Below are 14,497 nucleotides of genomic sequence, written 5' to 3' on the forward strand. Positions count from 1 at the left end.
TATTGGCCATTACGTCTAAGGCTGTTATTAAAAACCGTGCCTAGTTCACACCTTCTGCCGAATTGGTCGTTAAGCCATATTTTGTCGACCATCTCGCTAGCCGTTAGTAACCACGCTCGAAGTGTACTCTATGGGACAGTTTTTCGCCTTTAATCCACTTATGGAAGTTCTCGGCAAAAATCTCTACCACCTGTTCAGGAAAACTTGGCGCGGCAATATGCGGCGTAATAACCACATTGTCTAGAGACCAGATAGGATGCTCTTCTGGCAACGGCTCTTGGTTAAATACATCTAAAATGGCCTGCTGCTCTGGGTGGGCTATCAGCTGTTGATAGAGGGCATCTAAATCGAGTACATCGCCTCGTCCAAGATTGAATAGCACCACCTCCTCTTTTAATAACGACAGGGTGTGTTTGTTGAGGGCGCCTTGGGTATCGGGCGTGCTAGGTAAAATACTGGCAACGGCATCGGCTTGTGGTAGATAGCGAGTAAGATTAGCTAGGGTGTCGACCTCATCGAAGCCTTTAGTGGGCTTAGCGCCGCGGTTAATGCCTATGACATGCATACCGAAGTGTTTGGCTGTTTGGGCGATATGCTTGGCAATCGACCCTGTCCCTAATAGTAATAGGGTTTGCCCTTGCAATGTTTTAAAGCTACCCGGTAACCAAATCTTTTGATCTTGCTGAGTGCGGTATTTTCTGTGCTCTCTTTGGTAAGCCAGCAGGTAACCAAACAGGTATTCACTCATCAGAGGTCCAAAAATACCTCTTACATTGGTAAGCTCATAGTCTTTACGTTGTCTTGGTTTGACTAGGGCATCGACCCCCGCAAAAGTGGACTGCATCCACTTTAGGTTTGCGGCATGGGGCAGCAGTGGCGCGGCCAATTTAGGCTCGGCTAACCAGATATCGGCATTGAAAATGCCTTGAGGATCATCGTCTAATATCTCGGTATCGGGCAGGTGGCACGAATTTAAAAGTTGACGATATCGCTCATTTTCTCTGGTGAGTAATAGTAGCTTGTGTCCCATACTAACTCCCTATATCCTACATTGACCTCGGTTTTAACTTGCTTGGCCAATGTCTAATCTAATATCTAAGGCTATTGAATTCTTTAACTATCTTGGGTCTTTTATCTACCCTTGGCTAGCTGAAGTTTCAACGGCAATTATAGCCTGTTGTCTTGTGGTTTTTGGCGCCGATATCAATCGGTTCTTGCGTCGCTATCTTGCGGGACGCTCCTTTCTATTACGCACGCTGATTTTTGTTATCGTAAACGCGTTTGGTTATGGACTGATCATTATCCATTTAAGCCCTGTTCTAGCGCAAAATATGGCAAAGATCCCATCCCATTGGCTATTCCTGCTGGTTGTTGCGATTTTCTTTGCCATAGGCAGTTGGGCGCAGCGCAACAGACAAGTTTAAGTCATTAATTTCAGTGTAGATTGTTTTCTTTGGTTTGGGCAACTTGTGCTGTTTAGTGGCTGACGAAAGTGCTCTTATATTGCTTAACTTGGGTTGAGGTGAGCGATGGCTCGGTCTGGGTAATTTGTGAATATCCCGTCGACGCCCATCTGCTTGAGCATGTCGAGATCCTCAAGGTTATCGACTGTGTACACATAGACCTTAGCACCTCGTTTATGGGCATCGTTAACCATCTCTTGGGTGGTAAAGCTTAAACCAAGGTGGATTGAGTAGGCATCGAGTTGACTGACCACCTTAGCAAGCTCAAGTGGCACCCCTTCGATGAGCGGGGCTACGGTTGCATTCGGGTATTGTCGCTTAAACGATGCCAAGAAGGGGTGATTAAACGAGGAGACCAGTAGTTTACTCGCATCATACTCAAGCTCACCGATAAGCTTAGGGTAAAGCGCGATAAAGGCCTCGAGGCAGCCGAGCCCCTTAAGCTCGATATTGACTAAGGTGTTGTGTGGCTTTAGTAGGCTTAACACTTGAGTCAATGTCGGTATGGGCTCGCCATCTATACGGATCTTGCCTAACGCTTGCTTGGTGTACTCTTCAATAAGACCCACTCCAGAGCTTTTTGGCTCAAGGCGTCTGTCGTGAAAGACGTATAGCTCATCCTCTACGAGGTGAATATCGAGTTCAACCGCCTTGGCGCCTAGCTCAACAGCCTTTTTAAAGGCTGCAAGGCTATTTTCTGCTAGGTAACCACTGGCACCTCTGTGGGCAAATATCATCATAATGGGGCCTCAATCGCCGTCAATTTAGCTTCTTAATAAGCTCTGTACGTCTTTACTCTGATTAGAAGATAGATGCACCTCAAGCTGCGGGTAAGCCAGCTCTAGATCGTTCTCACGTAGTTTTTTACTGATCTGTTTATGTAGCTTGTGCTTAAGCGGCCAACGGGTGCCCATATCTTTGGCATAAGCACGTACTTCGAAATCTTGAGTATGTTGGCCAAAACCAGCAAACCAGACTTCAGGTTCGGGTGAGAGTAGCGCATCGTCACACTCTTGCACCGCTTGATAAAGCGCCGCCTCTACTCGTGCTGGATCGGAGTCGCGCGCCACCGACACATAGATGATCACTCGTGTGATTGGATCTGATAAGGACCAGTTGATCAGCTGCTCGGTAATAAATGCCTTGTTGGGCACGATGATCTCTTTTCTATCCCAGTCGATAATAGTCGTCGCGCGAATTTGGATTTTACTCACGGTGCCGGTGAGATCGCGGATGGTTACCGTATCGCCAATACGCACTGGTTTCTCAAAAAGAATAATCAGACCAGAGATAAAGTTAGCGAAGATCTCTTGTAGGCCGAAACCTAAACCAACTGAGAGGGCGGCAACCAGCCACTGCAGCTTAGACCATTCCATACCTAAGGTGGAGAAGCCTGCAAGTACACCAAACATCACCACTAAGTAACGGCTAACAGTGGTTAAGGCAAAGCCTGTACCTTGGCTGAGATCTAGCCTCTGTAGAATCGTCAGTTCGATAAGACCGGGCAGGTTAGTCGCTATCATCATGGAGAAACCAACGATGATCAACGATAGCAGCAACGACTTAAGGGTGATTGGGATCTGCTGTTCGATACCGTTAACTGTGGTGTTGCTCGACCACAGGGTGACCCCGTCAAGCAGTGAAAACAGTGCGGTGTGGGTTTGAGTCCATAGGCCAACGATGCTGGCTAAGAAGGCCAGCAATAATAGTGAACGTACTAAGCCTAATGACTGGCTCGAAATTGTCTCTAGATCGACTATTGGCTCTTCGTAGGTGTCGGCTTGCTCGTTGACGCTTACTTCGCCTTTCTCACGCTGTGCCAGCACTTCTGCACGCTTGGCCTTGGCTCGCTCGAAGGCGATACGGCGACGTTCAATTAACATCCAACGTTTGATTAGGTTGAAGAGCAGCAAGAAACCTAAACCGAATATCAATGATAACTGCAGTTGCAGGAACATCTGGAATGCGGTGTAGTAGTAGCCTTGGAAAGCCAACACGGCGCAGGCGAGTGGCATGAAAATTAGCATGGCCCACAACAGCTTTTGCAGTAGCTTCTTATTCTTACTGTGATCGGCAGTATCTTCTTTGTTAGATAGGCTTAGCATATCTTTGTAAAACCAAAACAGCATCAAACAGAAGATAATAAATGCACCACGGCCGAGACTGTTGCGAACTAAAGAGGTGTCAATCACCTCGGTAAAGGCCATGATCGCTAAGAAAGGGGTTGCCATAATGGTGAACTGTCTAAATCGCTCCTGCCCTGAGCGAACAATGCTTCTTGGCGATTTAAAGTGATTAATCAATAAGCCTCTGTCCAATGCCAGTAGGTAGATGAAGCGATAAAGTTGATAGAGCAGACCCAGCGCCATGATCCCCATACCGATGGCGGAGACGAAGTTATGACTCGATAGGTAGAAGATCCCGCCAGCTAACACTATAGGTAGCGGTTTAAGCAAGCTGTAGCCTAACGAGTTTATAAGTACATGGAATGTATAGATAAACTTATCTTGAGTCACATTGCCGACGAAAGGCAGTTCACGACGCATCGCCGATTTAAACTTCGGGGTCAAAATGTCTTGAGCTATGATGCTGAGCACAAACAGTATTAGCCACCATGACCACAGGTTGCCCTGTTCATCGAATGAGCTCTGCATTTGGCTCCAAGGAGCTTGTTGTAGCATCCATTGAATGCTCTGGTGCAGATCGGTGATCCATAAGCTGCCAATGCTGTTTGCGTTAGGTACCCAGAAAAGGTGTTCGTTCAGTGTACTCTTAAGTGTTAAGTATTGCTGGTTTAGTTGCTCATAACTGACCCTTAGATCGGCCAATTCACTCAGGTACTGGTCGTAACTTTGCAGTAGTTGCTGCAGCAACATGCCTTGAGAAGAGAGCAGTTTTGCTTGCAAAGAGTTATCTGCACCAATAGAGGTGACTTGCTGGCTATTAAGGGTTTGTGCCTGCTCAATCTGGTAGCGGGCGAGTCGAGTATTGGCAATCTCGCTCTGCACCGGATCTTGATTTGGGGGCTTAGGCAGTGCCTGTAGCATTTGCAAGAAGCGTTCACCAAAGGCTGAGTTTAGCTTAATCCAGCCTATTTGCTGTTGGATCGTGGTCAGCTGTTTGGCTTGTGCTTGATATTGGGCTTCCGCTTGCTCCTGCTGTGTAAGCGTAAGGCTGATTTTATGGTTCAACTCTTTCAAGTTTTCACCATAAATTAAGTTATTGTCGCTAAGCTCTTGGGCGATAGGATCATGCTGTTTGTCATCGGGCAGCAAGCTACCAGCAATGGCCGCTTCGGTGCGCGCCTGTCTTTGCAATACAATCTCTTGGTTTAGGCGTTCAATAAGTAGCTCTTGTTGAGCCAATTGCTCTCGTACTAGCTTGAGCTGCAGCTGATTTAAATCGATCTCCTTTTGGCTGCTGGCCAATAGCGCTTCGAGTGTTTTGACCTCTTGCTCGTAGAGGCGTCCTTGAGCCATTAAGAGCTGATTATTAATGGTTTGCTCTTCACCAATGCGAATTTTTTTATGTTTCTGTAATGCTTCACGAGCATTAACGAGTGCATCGGGCAACTCGTTATGGGACTTGATTAGCGCATTTATTTTTTGTCCTAAGCTTATTTCAACGTCTTTGAGTTCCGATAGGCGCAGATAGGCGAGTGAAGCCTGCTGGTTGATATCTTGCAGATCTAAGTCGCGAGGTGCCTGCTGCGCATCTTCAATTTGGCTTAGTAAGTTTTGCTTATGTTTCGCATAGTTATTGAGTAGTTCGCGGGCACTGTTTTCTGTTAGGACTAAGTCATGGATCTTGTCCTCGAGTAGCCCGAGCTGCTCTTGTGGTGTCGATTCGCTGTTGGTAGGCGAGAGCCCTAGACGCTTATCAATTTGAAGTGGTGAGTTAGCATTAGCCGATAAGGCGAATAGGCACAGCAGAAGCAGAAAAAAACGATGCATGATAAGAGTATGAATAAGGCAAAAAAGGACATGTTCATATTAGCCAAGTTAGCTTGATAAATAAATCGCTCTAAGCACTCTTTTTTACACGGTTTGACTTATGGTTCTGCTGAGTTTCAAACAGTGCGGTAGCAACCACTAAGGTTCCACCTACGACAGTTTTAAGCGCTAGCTCTTCATTGAGTAACAACAAAGCTAACATGGCACCATAAAAAGGTTGCAGGCAGGAGACTAGGCCAACCGTTTTTGCGCTTAGAAGCCTTAGTGCAGACGTAAATAGGGCATGGGGGGCTGCGGTAAAAACCACTCCCAGTAAAATAATCAACCACCATACATTTTGCTCGATGCTACTTAGCTCTACGTTTAGCCAAGGAACCAAAAAGAACACGGCAACCGAGGTCTGATAGAACATGGCTTGTTTGCCACTGTAAGCAGTGAAATAGCGTTTATGCAGTAGGTTGCGAGCGGTAAAAAGCGCGGCGGATAAGATGCCAATAGCAATCCCTAAGGTGACATCATTACCTAGACTTGCCTCAGGGATAAGCAGTGACACGCCAATGAGCACCACGATACCACTGATGACATCGGCCAGTTTGAGCCTTGTCTTGGTGACTATGGGTTCGACTAAAACCGTCATCACAGGGTAGGTAAAGAAGGCGATCATGCCGATGGCAACCGATGAGAGTTGCATTGAGGCAAAGTAGGTGACCCAGTGTAGGCTGACGATGATGCCAAGGCCTATAGCGATGAAGTAGTCTTTCTTGGCGTTTAATGACAGTCGTTGTTTGCTGAGTTTGACGATTAACGCTAGCACTGTGGCTGCTACGAGGCAGCGCAACAGAGTGATATCGAGCGCACTAAGAGGAATAAGCTTTGAAAATAAAGCGGTACCACCGAAAAGTAATACCGCGAAGTGTAGTTCTAACAGCCCTGTCTTTTTATTGTCCATGCATACCTTAAAGACTAGTCTTCGATTTTCGCAAAGGCTTGACCCATACGAGTCACGCTCTTTGCTTCTACTCCATCGGCAAATTCATCGAGTGCGTCTTTGGCGAAAAGCATTACGACTGTGCTACCTAGCTTGAATCGCCCCATCTCGGCGCCTTTCTCAAGGGTTACAGCGTTCGGGCCTTCGGTCGGGTAGTCCCAAGTGAATACTTTCTTACCTGTAGGTGGCGTTACTGTGCCAGCCCAAACGGTTTCGATACTTGCCACGATTGTTGCGCCAACCAATACCATTGCCATTGGACCTATTTCGGTCTCAAAAATAGCGACAACACGTTCATTGCGGGCAAATAGTCCAGGAACATTTTCGGCGGTTAACGGGTTAACAGAGAAAAGTTCACCTGGTACATATGTCATCTTAGACAGAGTGCCTTTAATTGGCATATGAATGCGGTGATAATCTTTAGGAGCCAGATAAATGGTGGCAAAGTCACCGCCTTCAAAGCGCTTAGCATCTTCAGCTTGATCGCCTAGCAATGCAAGTGAAGAATAATCATGTCCCTTAGCTTGGAAAATTCGGCCTTCTTTAATCGGGCCAAGTTGACTCACTGCGCCGTCAACAGGGTGGACAATGTAATCATTGTCTTCACAAATTGGACGAATTCCCGGTTTTAACGCACGGGTAAAGAACTCGTTGAAGGTTGGGTAAGCTTTAGCTTCAGGCTCTGCTGCTTCGCTCATATCAATCTTGTATTGCTTGATAAACCAGTTAATAGCGGCTGTCGTTACTGAGCCCATCTCGGCTGCAGCAAGTTTCCCCACCAGACGAGAAAGCAGGTGCTTTGGCATTATGTACTGCAGGGCAATTTTGATCTTATCCAATTTCAATATCCTTTAATCTTTTCACCTAAGGTGAAACCTTATCTATATTTTATAAAACCAGCGAGCTGTTGTACGACATAAATTATCGTAGGAAAACATATTTATCTTAGTTATTCGCTGATTTGGATTTATGTGCTTAATTAATACGTTGTGATTACTCGTCAGGACCCGCTCTAAAATGGCGAGCGTGTCTTTGCTCATCGAGACTAGCAATAATACGGTGGTAATTATTGTATCTGTCTTCGGTGATTTCACCTGCTTTAAAGGCTTCTGTAATAGAGCAGCCAGGATCATTTAAGTGTTTGCAGTCTCTAAACTTACATGTCCCTAAATAATCTCTAAACTCAACGAAGCACCATCCCACCCGCTCTGCGGGCAGATGCCATAACGCAAATTCTCGCACACCAGGGGAGTCAATTAAATCTCCACCGGTTGAAATGTGTAGCAGTTTTGCTGTGGTGGTGGTGTGCTGACCTAGCCCTGAGTTTTCGGATATATCGCCAGTAAGCAGTTCTGCGTCTGGCATCATTGCATTGATCATCGATGACTTACCTACACCAGACTGACCCACAAATACGTTTACCTTGTTATCCATCAGTGCATGAAGTTGCTCGACACCTTCACCTGTTTTGCTGCTGACCCGATAGACTCGGTAGCCGATCGCCTCATAGCGTTTGAGAGCCGCATCGATCTCAGGGGCTTCTTCTGGCGTAATCAAATCAACTTTATTCAAGATGATAACAGGCTCGATACCTGTATCTTCGGCAGCGACAAGATAACGGTCAATAATCTGGGTAGTGAATGCCGGCTTTACCGAGGTCACAATTAAAATCTGATCGATATTGGCGGCGATGATTTTCACCCCGTCATAAAGATCTGGGCGTGAAAGCTGAGAATGTCTAGGATGCACAGCCTCAACGACACCTTCGATACGACTTGCTCCAGACTCGCTGGTCAGTGCTAGGCGTACGAGAACCTTGTCTCCAGTAACCAGACTTTTAATATTGCGACGAATATTACAGCGAGCAAGGTGGCCTGAGTCTGTCTCGACGTCAGCGTGTTGGCCGAAGCGAGAAATAATGGTGCCTTGCTGTTCAGGGCCTAACGTACTGTCTTGTAAGTCAGTCGTCTCGCCCGCATCGCGGCTCTGTAATTTCTTTTTTTGGTTGGTCCGCATTCTGCGTAATTGACCATGGCTTAGCGGTTTCTTTTTACTCACGTATTAGTCTTCAATGATAAAGGTGATTTTGTGTTGCTTAAAAAACCAGTATGATACACGGTCTAGAATAAAAAAGCCTGAATTTAGGCTAACAGGAATAACAGGTCGCGTTATGGCTATAGATGAAAACAATCTGATTTGGGTCGATTTGGAAATGACAGGACTTGAGCCTGACGTTGACAGAATTATTGAAATTGCCACGATAGTGACAGATAAAGAGCTCAACATTATTGCGCAAGGGCCTGTTTTTGCTATTCATCAATCAGATGAACAGCTCGCTTTAATGGATGACTGGAACCAGAAACATCACGGCGAGTCTGGTCTTGTTGACCGCGTGAGAGCCAGTACGGTAAATGAAGCGCAAGCGATCGAGCAGACAATTGCCTTTTTATCGCAATATGTGCCAGCGGGTGTTTCACCTATGTGTGGTAATAGTATTGGTCAAGACCGCCGTTTCTTAAATCGTTATATGCCAGCACTTGAAGATTACTTCCACTATCGAAATATCGATGTGAGTACAATTAAAGAGCTTGTTCGTCGCTGGGAGCCATCGGCAATGGAAGGCTTTAGCAAGAAGAACACTCACCAAGCATTACAAGATATCGAAGAGTCTATCGCTGAATTGCAGTTTTATCGAACTAAAGTATTTAGAATTTAACCAATCAGTCAGATTATTTGAAAGAAAGGGTTGCAGAGTAGGGAAATTTTCATATAATGCGGCCTCAACTTTTCGCTAAGCACCAAACTTAGCGGCTATAGATGAAAGTTGAAATGCGACATTAGCTCAGTTGGTAGAGCGATACCTTGCCAAGGTATAGGTCATCGGTTCGAACCCGATATGTCGCTCCAAATTTTAAATTGAAATGCGACATTAGCTCAGTTGGTAGAGCGATACCTTGCCAAGGTATAGGTCATCGGTTCGAACCCGATATGTCGCTCCAATTTAAAATTAAAATGCGACATTAGCTCAGTTGGTAGAGCGATACCTTGCCAAGGTATAGGTCATCGGTTCGAACCCGATATGTCGCTCCAATTTAAAGCTTATGGGAACACCAAGTCCGGTAAGTAATAAGATTTATGCGACATTAGCTCAGTTGACTCTTTATAAGAGCAAAAGGGCGATACCTTACCAAGGTATGAGTCATCGGTTTTTGTTTCGAATCCGATGTGTCGTTTCAATCAAGTAAAGTTTTATGCGACATTAGCTCAGTTGGTAGAGCGATACCTTGCCAAGGTATAGGTCATCGGTTCGAACCCGATATGTCGCTCCAATTTCAAGATTTATGCGACATTAGCTCAGTTGGTAGAGCGATACCTTGCCAAGGTATAGGTCATCGGTTCGAACCCGATATGTCGCTCCAATTTCAAGATTTATGCGACATTAGCTCAGTTGGTAGAGCGATACCTTGCCAAGGTATAGGTCATCGGTTCGAACCCGATATGTCGCTCCAATCTTCCCCTATATAAAGTCCTGAAAAACTCAAAATTAAATAAATCAAAGCTTTGGATGCATATGCGGCATTAGCTCAGTTGCGCTCGTAGAAATGTTGATACCTTTTTTCCAAGGTATAGACCTGTTTGCATAAAGAGCTGGTTCGAACCTACTCTTGTTTAAATCACTCTTGTTTAAACCCAAAGTCGCTCCAATCTTCTCCTATATAAAGTCCTGAAAAACTCTAAATTAAATAAATCAAAGCTTTGGATGCATATGCGGCATTAGTCCCTTTGTGCCTCGTAGGTGCCATAAGCCAAGCCTAGCTTTGTTTAAATTACAGGTCATTCCATCTTCTTAGTCATACCTGCTTGTGTGAATTTGGAGCCAATTTTTGTTGGTGCTCATTTTCAATGTCGTGATCTTGTATCGGATGTTTTTGCGTGATCGAGCGCTTATTTCTTTGATTTTCTCTAAAGTAGGCTGATTTGCTTTTTCTAAAGTTTGACTGCGTTCAAATATTAAGTCGTTTTTTCATACCATAATTAAAACTGACTAAAATTTGGACGTGTCACATTGATGGTGGCGGACTAAGGAGCTCAAAAATGCGTATTCAACAACTCCGTGAACTTTTAGATTATGTGGCGACATGCCGCATAGAGATGGCGCAACTCTATAGCCGTTTACACTCACAAGCAGACTCTTCAAGAGTAAAGTTGATGTTAGAGTACTTTCAGCAGCATGAGCGTAATACTGCTGAAAAGTTAGAGAATTATATCGATGATGCGCCTAAAAAAGTCTTAGATACCTGGTATAAAGATATTGTTTTTGAAGACTTTATTGGCCAATGCCAGAAGCTTACTCTGCCAGGGAGCATGAATGAGGACGATGTGCTGGAGCTGCATCTTAAGCTCGATAACAGCTTAATCGATCTGTTAGAGAAAACCGCTAGCTCCTCTGCTACAGCAGAAACTAAGGGGGCACTGGAAGATCTCGTTAGAGTTAAAAAGATCCAGCAGCAACGATTGGTCCACAGCAGTATTCGTATGGACGATATCTAAGCCTGCAGGTATTCGTCATTAAGGCACCGAGAGGTGCCTTTTTTGACTGCAATGCAAATCAAACGAGCCGCTATAATTGTGGTAGATCAAACTTAGGTTATCTATTGAGGGTTAGCTTTCATTTGCACTTAAGCCTTTGCCTTTAAGCTACTACATTAATTATTCCCCCAATCTTCAGGAACCGTGATATGCGCCAAGCAAACTTAATTCCGACATCTCTGTTTCAGACCCAGCAGATTAGAGCCGCAGAATTGTCAGCTGTAGAAAGTGGCGGTGTCAGCTTGTATCAATTGGTAGAAAGAGCGGGGGCTGCCGCGTTTCAACTATTAAGTGAAAGACAAGCAAACACTAACGAAGTTTTAGTCTTAGCGGGACACGGAAACAATGGCGCAGACGCTTATGTTACCGCCTCACTGTTATTAGAAGCGGGTTTTGACGTTACATTGCAAGCCAGTACGCCCAGTACACCGAGTGATGAGCTTAAAAGTGCTATTTGCCGATTCTTAGAATCTGGAGGCGAGGTCGTAGAGTTTTGTCCGTCCCAGATTGCCGAGGCAGAGGTAATTGTCGATGGCTTATTGGGAACCGGAATTACAGGTGAGTTAAGTGCGGAACTCACTAATGTTATTGATGCTGTTAATCATAGCCGCGCTTGGATACTTAGCCTCGATGTCCCTTCTGGTCTGAACCCTGATACTGGCAGCTATACCACTACAGCGATAGAGGCCGATGTTACCTTGACCTTCGGTGCTGTTAAACAAGGTTTATTGACCGGGAAGGCTCGTCACCATTGTGGTGAACTCTTGATAGCAGAGCTGGGGTTAACAGACTTTTTACCTGAACCAAGTGCTACTCAGATTGTCAGTAGTCAGTGTGTAAAGGCATTTGTTCCTCGTAAGCGAGATGCCCATAAAGGGGATTGTGGCAAGGTTTCTATCGTCGGTGGTGATTATGGTATGGCAGGAGCCGTCAGGCTCGCTGCTGAAGGTTGCTTAAGGAGTGGGGCAGGCTTAGTCACTGTCGTATCAAGGCCTGAGCATCAACTTATTGTTAGCGCGACTCGTCCTGAATTGATGTTTTGGGGCTGTGAGTTAGTCGATATGGAAGTCTATTTGAAACTGGGGTGGGCATCGGCTCTGGTTATCGGGCCTGGCTTAGGAACAGGTGATTGGGGTTATAACTTACTTAAAGCTGTCGATCTTAGCGATAAAGCCTGTGTGATTGATGCCGATGGCCTCAATCAGTTGAAGGGAATGCCGATGAGGCGCAAAGACTGGGTCTTAACTCCTCATCCGGGTGAAGCGGCTAGGCTACTTGGAGTGAGTATTGAAGAGGTTGAACAAGATAGGTTTAAGGCTGTAAGGCAACTGCATCAGGAATATGGCGGAATTATTGTACTTAAGGGCGCTGGTACCTTAATTTTTGATGGTGATAACTTAACGGTTGCGCCTGTTGGTAATCCAGGGTTAGCCAGTGGCGGTTGTGGCGATGTACTTGCTGGGGTGATTGGTGGGCTGATGGCGCAAGGGCACACGAGTATGGAAGCGGCCTGTTTAGGGGTTGTGATCCACGGACAAGCGGCAGACTTAGCCGCTAAATCGGGCGAACGTGGTATGTTAGCCAGTGATTTGATGCCCTACATTCGCCAGTTAGTTAATGAAATCTAGTTTAGAAAGCTAGGTGATTAGGTTAAAGTACTGCATTCTACGCTGGGAATTACTAGGACACTTTTCGATTCGTAATGAGTATGCAAGCAATTACATTAAATTTAAGTGATGAGCAAGAAACCGTTAAGTTAGGGACTGAGTTAGCAGGACTCATTAGCCCGCCATTAACGGTTTATTTAAGTGGTGATTTAGGGGCTGGAAAAACGACCTTTAGTCGTGGGCTTATCCAAAGTCTTGGGCACCAAGGCGCGGTTAAGAGTCCTACATATACTTTAGTCGAGCCCTATGAGTTAGATGGCTTAGATGTGTATCATTTCGATCTATATCGTTTGTATGATCCTGAAGAGTTAGAGTTCATGGGGATACGCGATTACTTTACTGAGCGCAGCCTCTGTATCGTAGAGTGGCCTGATCGTGGTCATGGTTTATTACCTCCTGCTGATATACATATCCATATTAATTATGTTAATACTGGGCGGCAGATTGAGTTACAGGCACTTTCTTCGAAAGGTGAGAAAATACTGGCGGCCATAAATAATAATGATAATAAACAGTAATATATTTAGGTTATTTCTACTTTTTGTTACTTTCGGTGCTTCATTTTTTGCGCAGAGTGCGAATAAACTCGAAAGCGTAAGAATTTGGGCTGCGCCAGAGTCAACTCGTATCGTATTCGATTTAAGTCAGTCTCCAGATTACAGCTATTTTACGCTGACGAATCCTTATCGCTTGGTCGTTGACTTAAAAAAAGCATCTAATAACGTCGATCTCAATAAGATCAAAAACAACAGCAAGCTGGTCAAAAAGGTACGTAAGAGTAAACCGCCGGAGAAAGGAACCTTACGTATTGTTATCGATCTGGCAAAGCCGATTAAAGCTAGCCTATTTGCATTGCCTCCAACAGCCCCATACGGTAATCGTTTGGTGGTTGATTTAGATAGCGATGGTTCAACGGCGAAAAAAACACCTGTTAGTAAGCCGAAAAACCAGTTGAGAGATGTGGTCATCGCAATTGATGCGGGTCATGGCGGTGAAGATCCTGGCTCAATAGGGCCAACGGGTATATATGAGAAAAGGCTTGTTTTAGAGATATCTAAGAAAGTTGAGGCAAAAATTAATGCAACACCTGGTATGCGTGCGGTAATGACGCGCACAGGTGATTACTTCGTTAATCTGAATAAGCGATCTGAAATTGCCCGCAACAGTAAAGCCGACCTTCTAATCTCTATTCATGCTGATGCTTTTACCTCGCCTCAGCCTCAAGGTGCGTCAGTATGGGTTTTATCTATGCGCCGTGCTAACAGTGAGATTGGTCGTTGGCTAGAACAAAAAGAGAAGCACTCAGAGTTACTGGGCGGAGCGGGTGAGATTATTCAAAACACTGACAATGAACAGTATCTGGCGATGACCTTGCTAGATATGTCGATGGATCGCTCAATGGCGATCAGTCATAACATTGCCGGAGATGTACTTTCCAACCTTGGACGAGTGACAAAGCTACATAAGCATAAACCTGAATCGGCAAGTTTTGCGGTATTAAAGTCGCCAGATATTCCCTCGATTTTAGTTGAAACGGGTTTTATCTCTAATCCGAGAGAAGAGCGTCTATTATCACAACGGGATCATCAAAATAATGTCGCTAAAGCGATTCATAAAGGCGTTGTGAAGTATTTTGAAGCTAACCCTCCAGTGAACTCTATGTTGGCAAGCAAGAGCAGTGTTGAGCATAAGGTTCGCAGCGGTGAATCGCTATCTGTTATTGCGCATCGTTATCAGATCTCAATAAGCAGTTTAAAGAAGGCCAATAACCTTACTTCAAATAGCATTCGAATTGGCCAAAAACTGAAAATCCCAAGAGCTTAAGGTTGTTAAGAG

At 45.1% G+C, this 14,497-nt stretch carries 12 protein-coding genes and 7 tRNA genes; 13 read left to right on the forward strand and 6 right to left on the reverse strand.

The window, feature by feature from the left end; translation table 11 throughout:
• Nucleotides 1–103 precede the first annotated feature (103 nt).
• Complete coding sequence (locus tag L1D44_RS01730; RefSeq protein ID WP_220770467.1) at nucleotides 104–1,030, reverse strand: D-2-hydroxyacid dehydrogenase; 927 nt, start codon at nucleotides 1,028–1,030, stop codon at nucleotides 104–106.
• Between the two features lie 49 nt (nucleotides 1,031–1,079).
• On the opposite strand from L1D44_RS01730, the gene L1D44_RS01735 reads away from it, so the two are divergent.
• Entirely contained in the window at nucleotides 1,080–1,424 is a 345-nt protein-coding gene (locus L1D44_RS01735) for a DUF3392 domain-containing protein (RefSeq protein WP_220770468.1), read from the forward strand.
• An 83-nt stretch (nucleotides 1,425–1,507) separates the two neighbouring features.
• On the opposite strand, the gene L1D44_RS01740 is transcribed toward L1D44_RS01735, so the two are convergent.
• The 5 genes from L1D44_RS01740 to rsgA all read right to left on the reverse strand — a co-directional run bounded on the left by L1D44_RS01740 (nucleotide 1,508) and on the right by rsgA (nucleotide 8,462).
• On the reverse strand, nucleotides 1,508–2,203 hold the full coding sequence (locus tag L1D44_RS01740; RefSeq protein ID WP_239888570.1) for a glycerophosphodiester phosphodiesterase family protein: 696 nt from the start codon (nucleotides 2,201–2,203) through the stop codon (nucleotides 1,508–1,510).
• 24 nt (nucleotides 2,204–2,227) lie between these two features.
• Complete coding sequence (locus L1D44_RS01745; RefSeq protein ID WP_239888571.1) at nucleotides 2,228–5,416, reverse strand: mechanosensitive ion channel domain-containing protein; 3,189 nt, start codon at nucleotides 5,414–5,416, stop codon at nucleotides 2,228–2,230.
• Between the two features lie 70 nt (nucleotides 5,417–5,486).
• Entirely contained in the window at nucleotides 5,487–6,365 is an 879-nt protein-coding gene (locus L1D44_RS01750) for a DMT family transporter (RefSeq protein WP_239888572.1), read from the reverse strand.
• Between the two features lie 14 nt (nucleotides 6,366–6,379).
• The gene (gene asd, locus L1D44_RS01755; protein ID WP_220770472.1) at nucleotides 6,380–7,243 is read right to left on the reverse strand and encodes an archaetidylserine decarboxylase; all 864 of its coding nucleotides are present in this window, start codon (nucleotides 7,241–7,243) and stop codon (nucleotides 6,380–6,382) included.
• A gap of 154 nt (nucleotides 7,244–7,397) precedes the next feature.
• Nucleotides 7,398–8,462, reverse strand: a complete 1,065-nt coding sequence (gene rsgA, locus L1D44_RS01760; RefSeq protein WP_239888573.1) for a small ribosomal subunit biogenesis GTPase RsgA — start codon at nucleotides 8,460–8,462, stop codon at nucleotides 7,398–7,400.
• A gap of 112 nt (nucleotides 8,463–8,574) precedes the next feature.
• On the opposite strand from rsgA, the gene orn reads away from it, so the two are divergent.
• The 12 genes from orn to L1D44_RS01820 all read left to right on the forward strand — a co-directional run bounded on the left by orn (nucleotide 8,575) and on the right by L1D44_RS01820 (nucleotide 14,485).
• Nucleotides 8,575–9,120: an oligoribonuclease gene (orn, locus tag L1D44_RS01765; protein ID WP_239888574.1), complete on the forward strand. Its 546-nt coding sequence runs from the start codon at nucleotides 8,575–8,577 to the stop codon at nucleotides 9,118–9,120.
• A 115-nt stretch (nucleotides 9,121–9,235) separates the two neighbouring features.
• Nucleotides 9,236–9,311 (forward strand) — tRNA-Gly (locus L1D44_RS01770).
• Between the two features lie 16 nt (nucleotides 9,312–9,327).
• Nucleotides 9,328–9,403: transfer RNA gene (locus tag L1D44_RS01775), tRNA-Gly, on the forward strand.
• A gap of 15 nt (nucleotides 9,404–9,418) precedes the next feature.
• Nucleotides 9,419–9,494 (forward strand) — tRNA-Gly (locus tag L1D44_RS01780).
• A 47-nt stretch (nucleotides 9,495–9,541) separates the two neighbouring features.
• Nucleotides 9,542–9,637 (forward strand) — tRNA-Gly (locus tag L1D44_RS01785).
• Nucleotides 9,638–9,657: 20 nt separating this feature from the next.
• A tRNA-Gly gene (locus L1D44_RS01790) sits at nucleotides 9,658–9,733 on the forward strand.
• Between the two features lie 14 nt (nucleotides 9,734–9,747).
• Nucleotides 9,748–9,823, forward strand: a tRNA-Gly gene (locus L1D44_RS01795).
• 14 nt (nucleotides 9,824–9,837) lie between these two features.
• Nucleotides 9,838–9,913: transfer RNA gene (locus tag L1D44_RS01800), tRNA-Gly, on the forward strand.
• 586 nt (nucleotides 9,914–10,499) lie between these two features.
• Nucleotides 10,500–10,955 (forward strand): hypothetical protein, encoded by a 456-nt coding sequence (locus tag L1D44_RS01805; protein ID WP_239888575.1) that lies wholly within the window; start codon nucleotides 10,500–10,502, stop codon nucleotides 10,953–10,955.
• A gap of 188 nt (nucleotides 10,956–11,143) precedes the next feature.
• A complete protein-coding gene (locus tag L1D44_RS01810; RefSeq protein WP_239888576.1) occupies nucleotides 11,144–12,622 on the forward strand; it encodes an NAD(P)H-hydrate dehydratase in 1,479 nt (492 codons plus the stop codon).
• 80 nt (nucleotides 12,623–12,702) lie between these two features.
• Nucleotides 12,703–13,179 carry a tRNA (adenosine(37)-N6)-threonylcarbamoyltransferase complex ATPase subunit type 1 TsaE gene (gene tsaE, locus L1D44_RS01815; protein WP_239888677.1) on the forward strand — a complete coding sequence of 159 codons (477 nt, stop codon included), beginning with the start codon at nucleotides 12,703–12,705 and terminating at the stop codon, nucleotides 13,177–13,179.
• Nucleotides 13,163–14,485 (forward strand): N-acetylmuramoyl-L-alanine amidase, encoded by a 1,323-nt coding sequence (locus L1D44_RS01820; RefSeq protein WP_239888577.1) that lies wholly within the window; start codon nucleotides 13,163–13,165, stop codon nucleotides 14,483–14,485. The genes tsaE and L1D44_RS01820 overlap by 17 nt, the downstream gene beginning before the upstream one ends.
• Nucleotides 14,486–14,497: the final 12 nt, after the last annotated feature.

Source organism: Shewanella sp. Isolate13, from assembly GCF_022398325.1.
GTDB lineage: Bacteria > Pseudomonadota > Gammaproteobacteria > Enterobacterales > Shewanellaceae > Shewanella.

What these genes read in the sequence shown, in the direction of transcription:
- L1D44_RS01735 (WP_220770468.1), top strand. Translation starts at nt 1,080, where the DNA reads ATGTCTAATCTAATATCTAAGGCTATTGAATTCTTTAACTATCTTGGG.
- L1D44_RS01740 (WP_239888570.1), bottom strand. Translation starts at nt 2,203, where the DNA reads ATGATGATATTTGCCCACAGAGGTGCCAGTGGTTACCTAGCAGAAAAT.
- tsaE (WP_239888677.1), top strand. Translation starts at nt 12,703, where the DNA reads ATGCAAGCAATTACATTAAATTTAAGTGATGAGCAAGAAACCGTTAAG.
- orn (WP_239888574.1), top strand. Translation starts at nt 8,575, where the DNA reads ATGGCTATAGATGAAAACAATCTGATTTGGGTCGATTTGGAAATGACA.
- L1D44_RS01820 (WP_239888577.1), top strand. Translation starts at nt 13,163, where the DNA reads ATGATAATAAACAGTAATATATTTAGGTTATTTCTACTTTTTGTTACT.
- L1D44_RS01745 (WP_239888571.1), bottom strand. Translation starts at nt 5,416, where the DNA reads ATGCATCGTTTTTTTCTGCTTCTGCTGTGCCTATTCGCCTTATCGGCT.
- L1D44_RS01750 (WP_239888572.1), bottom strand. Translation starts at nt 6,365, where the DNA reads ATGGACAATAAAAAGACAGGGCTGTTAGAACTACACTTCGCGGTATTA.
- L1D44_RS01730 (WP_220770467.1), bottom strand. Translation starts at nt 1,030, where the DNA reads ATGGGACACAAGCTACTATTACTCACCAGAGAAAATGAGCGATATCGT.
- L1D44_RS01810 (WP_239888576.1), top strand. Translation starts at nt 11,144, where the DNA reads ATGCGCCAAGCAAACTTAATTCCGACATCTCTGTTTCAGACCCAGCAG.
- L1D44_RS01805 (WP_239888575.1), top strand. Translation starts at nt 10,500, where the DNA reads ATGCGTATTCAACAACTCCGTGAACTTTTAGATTATGTGGCGACATGC.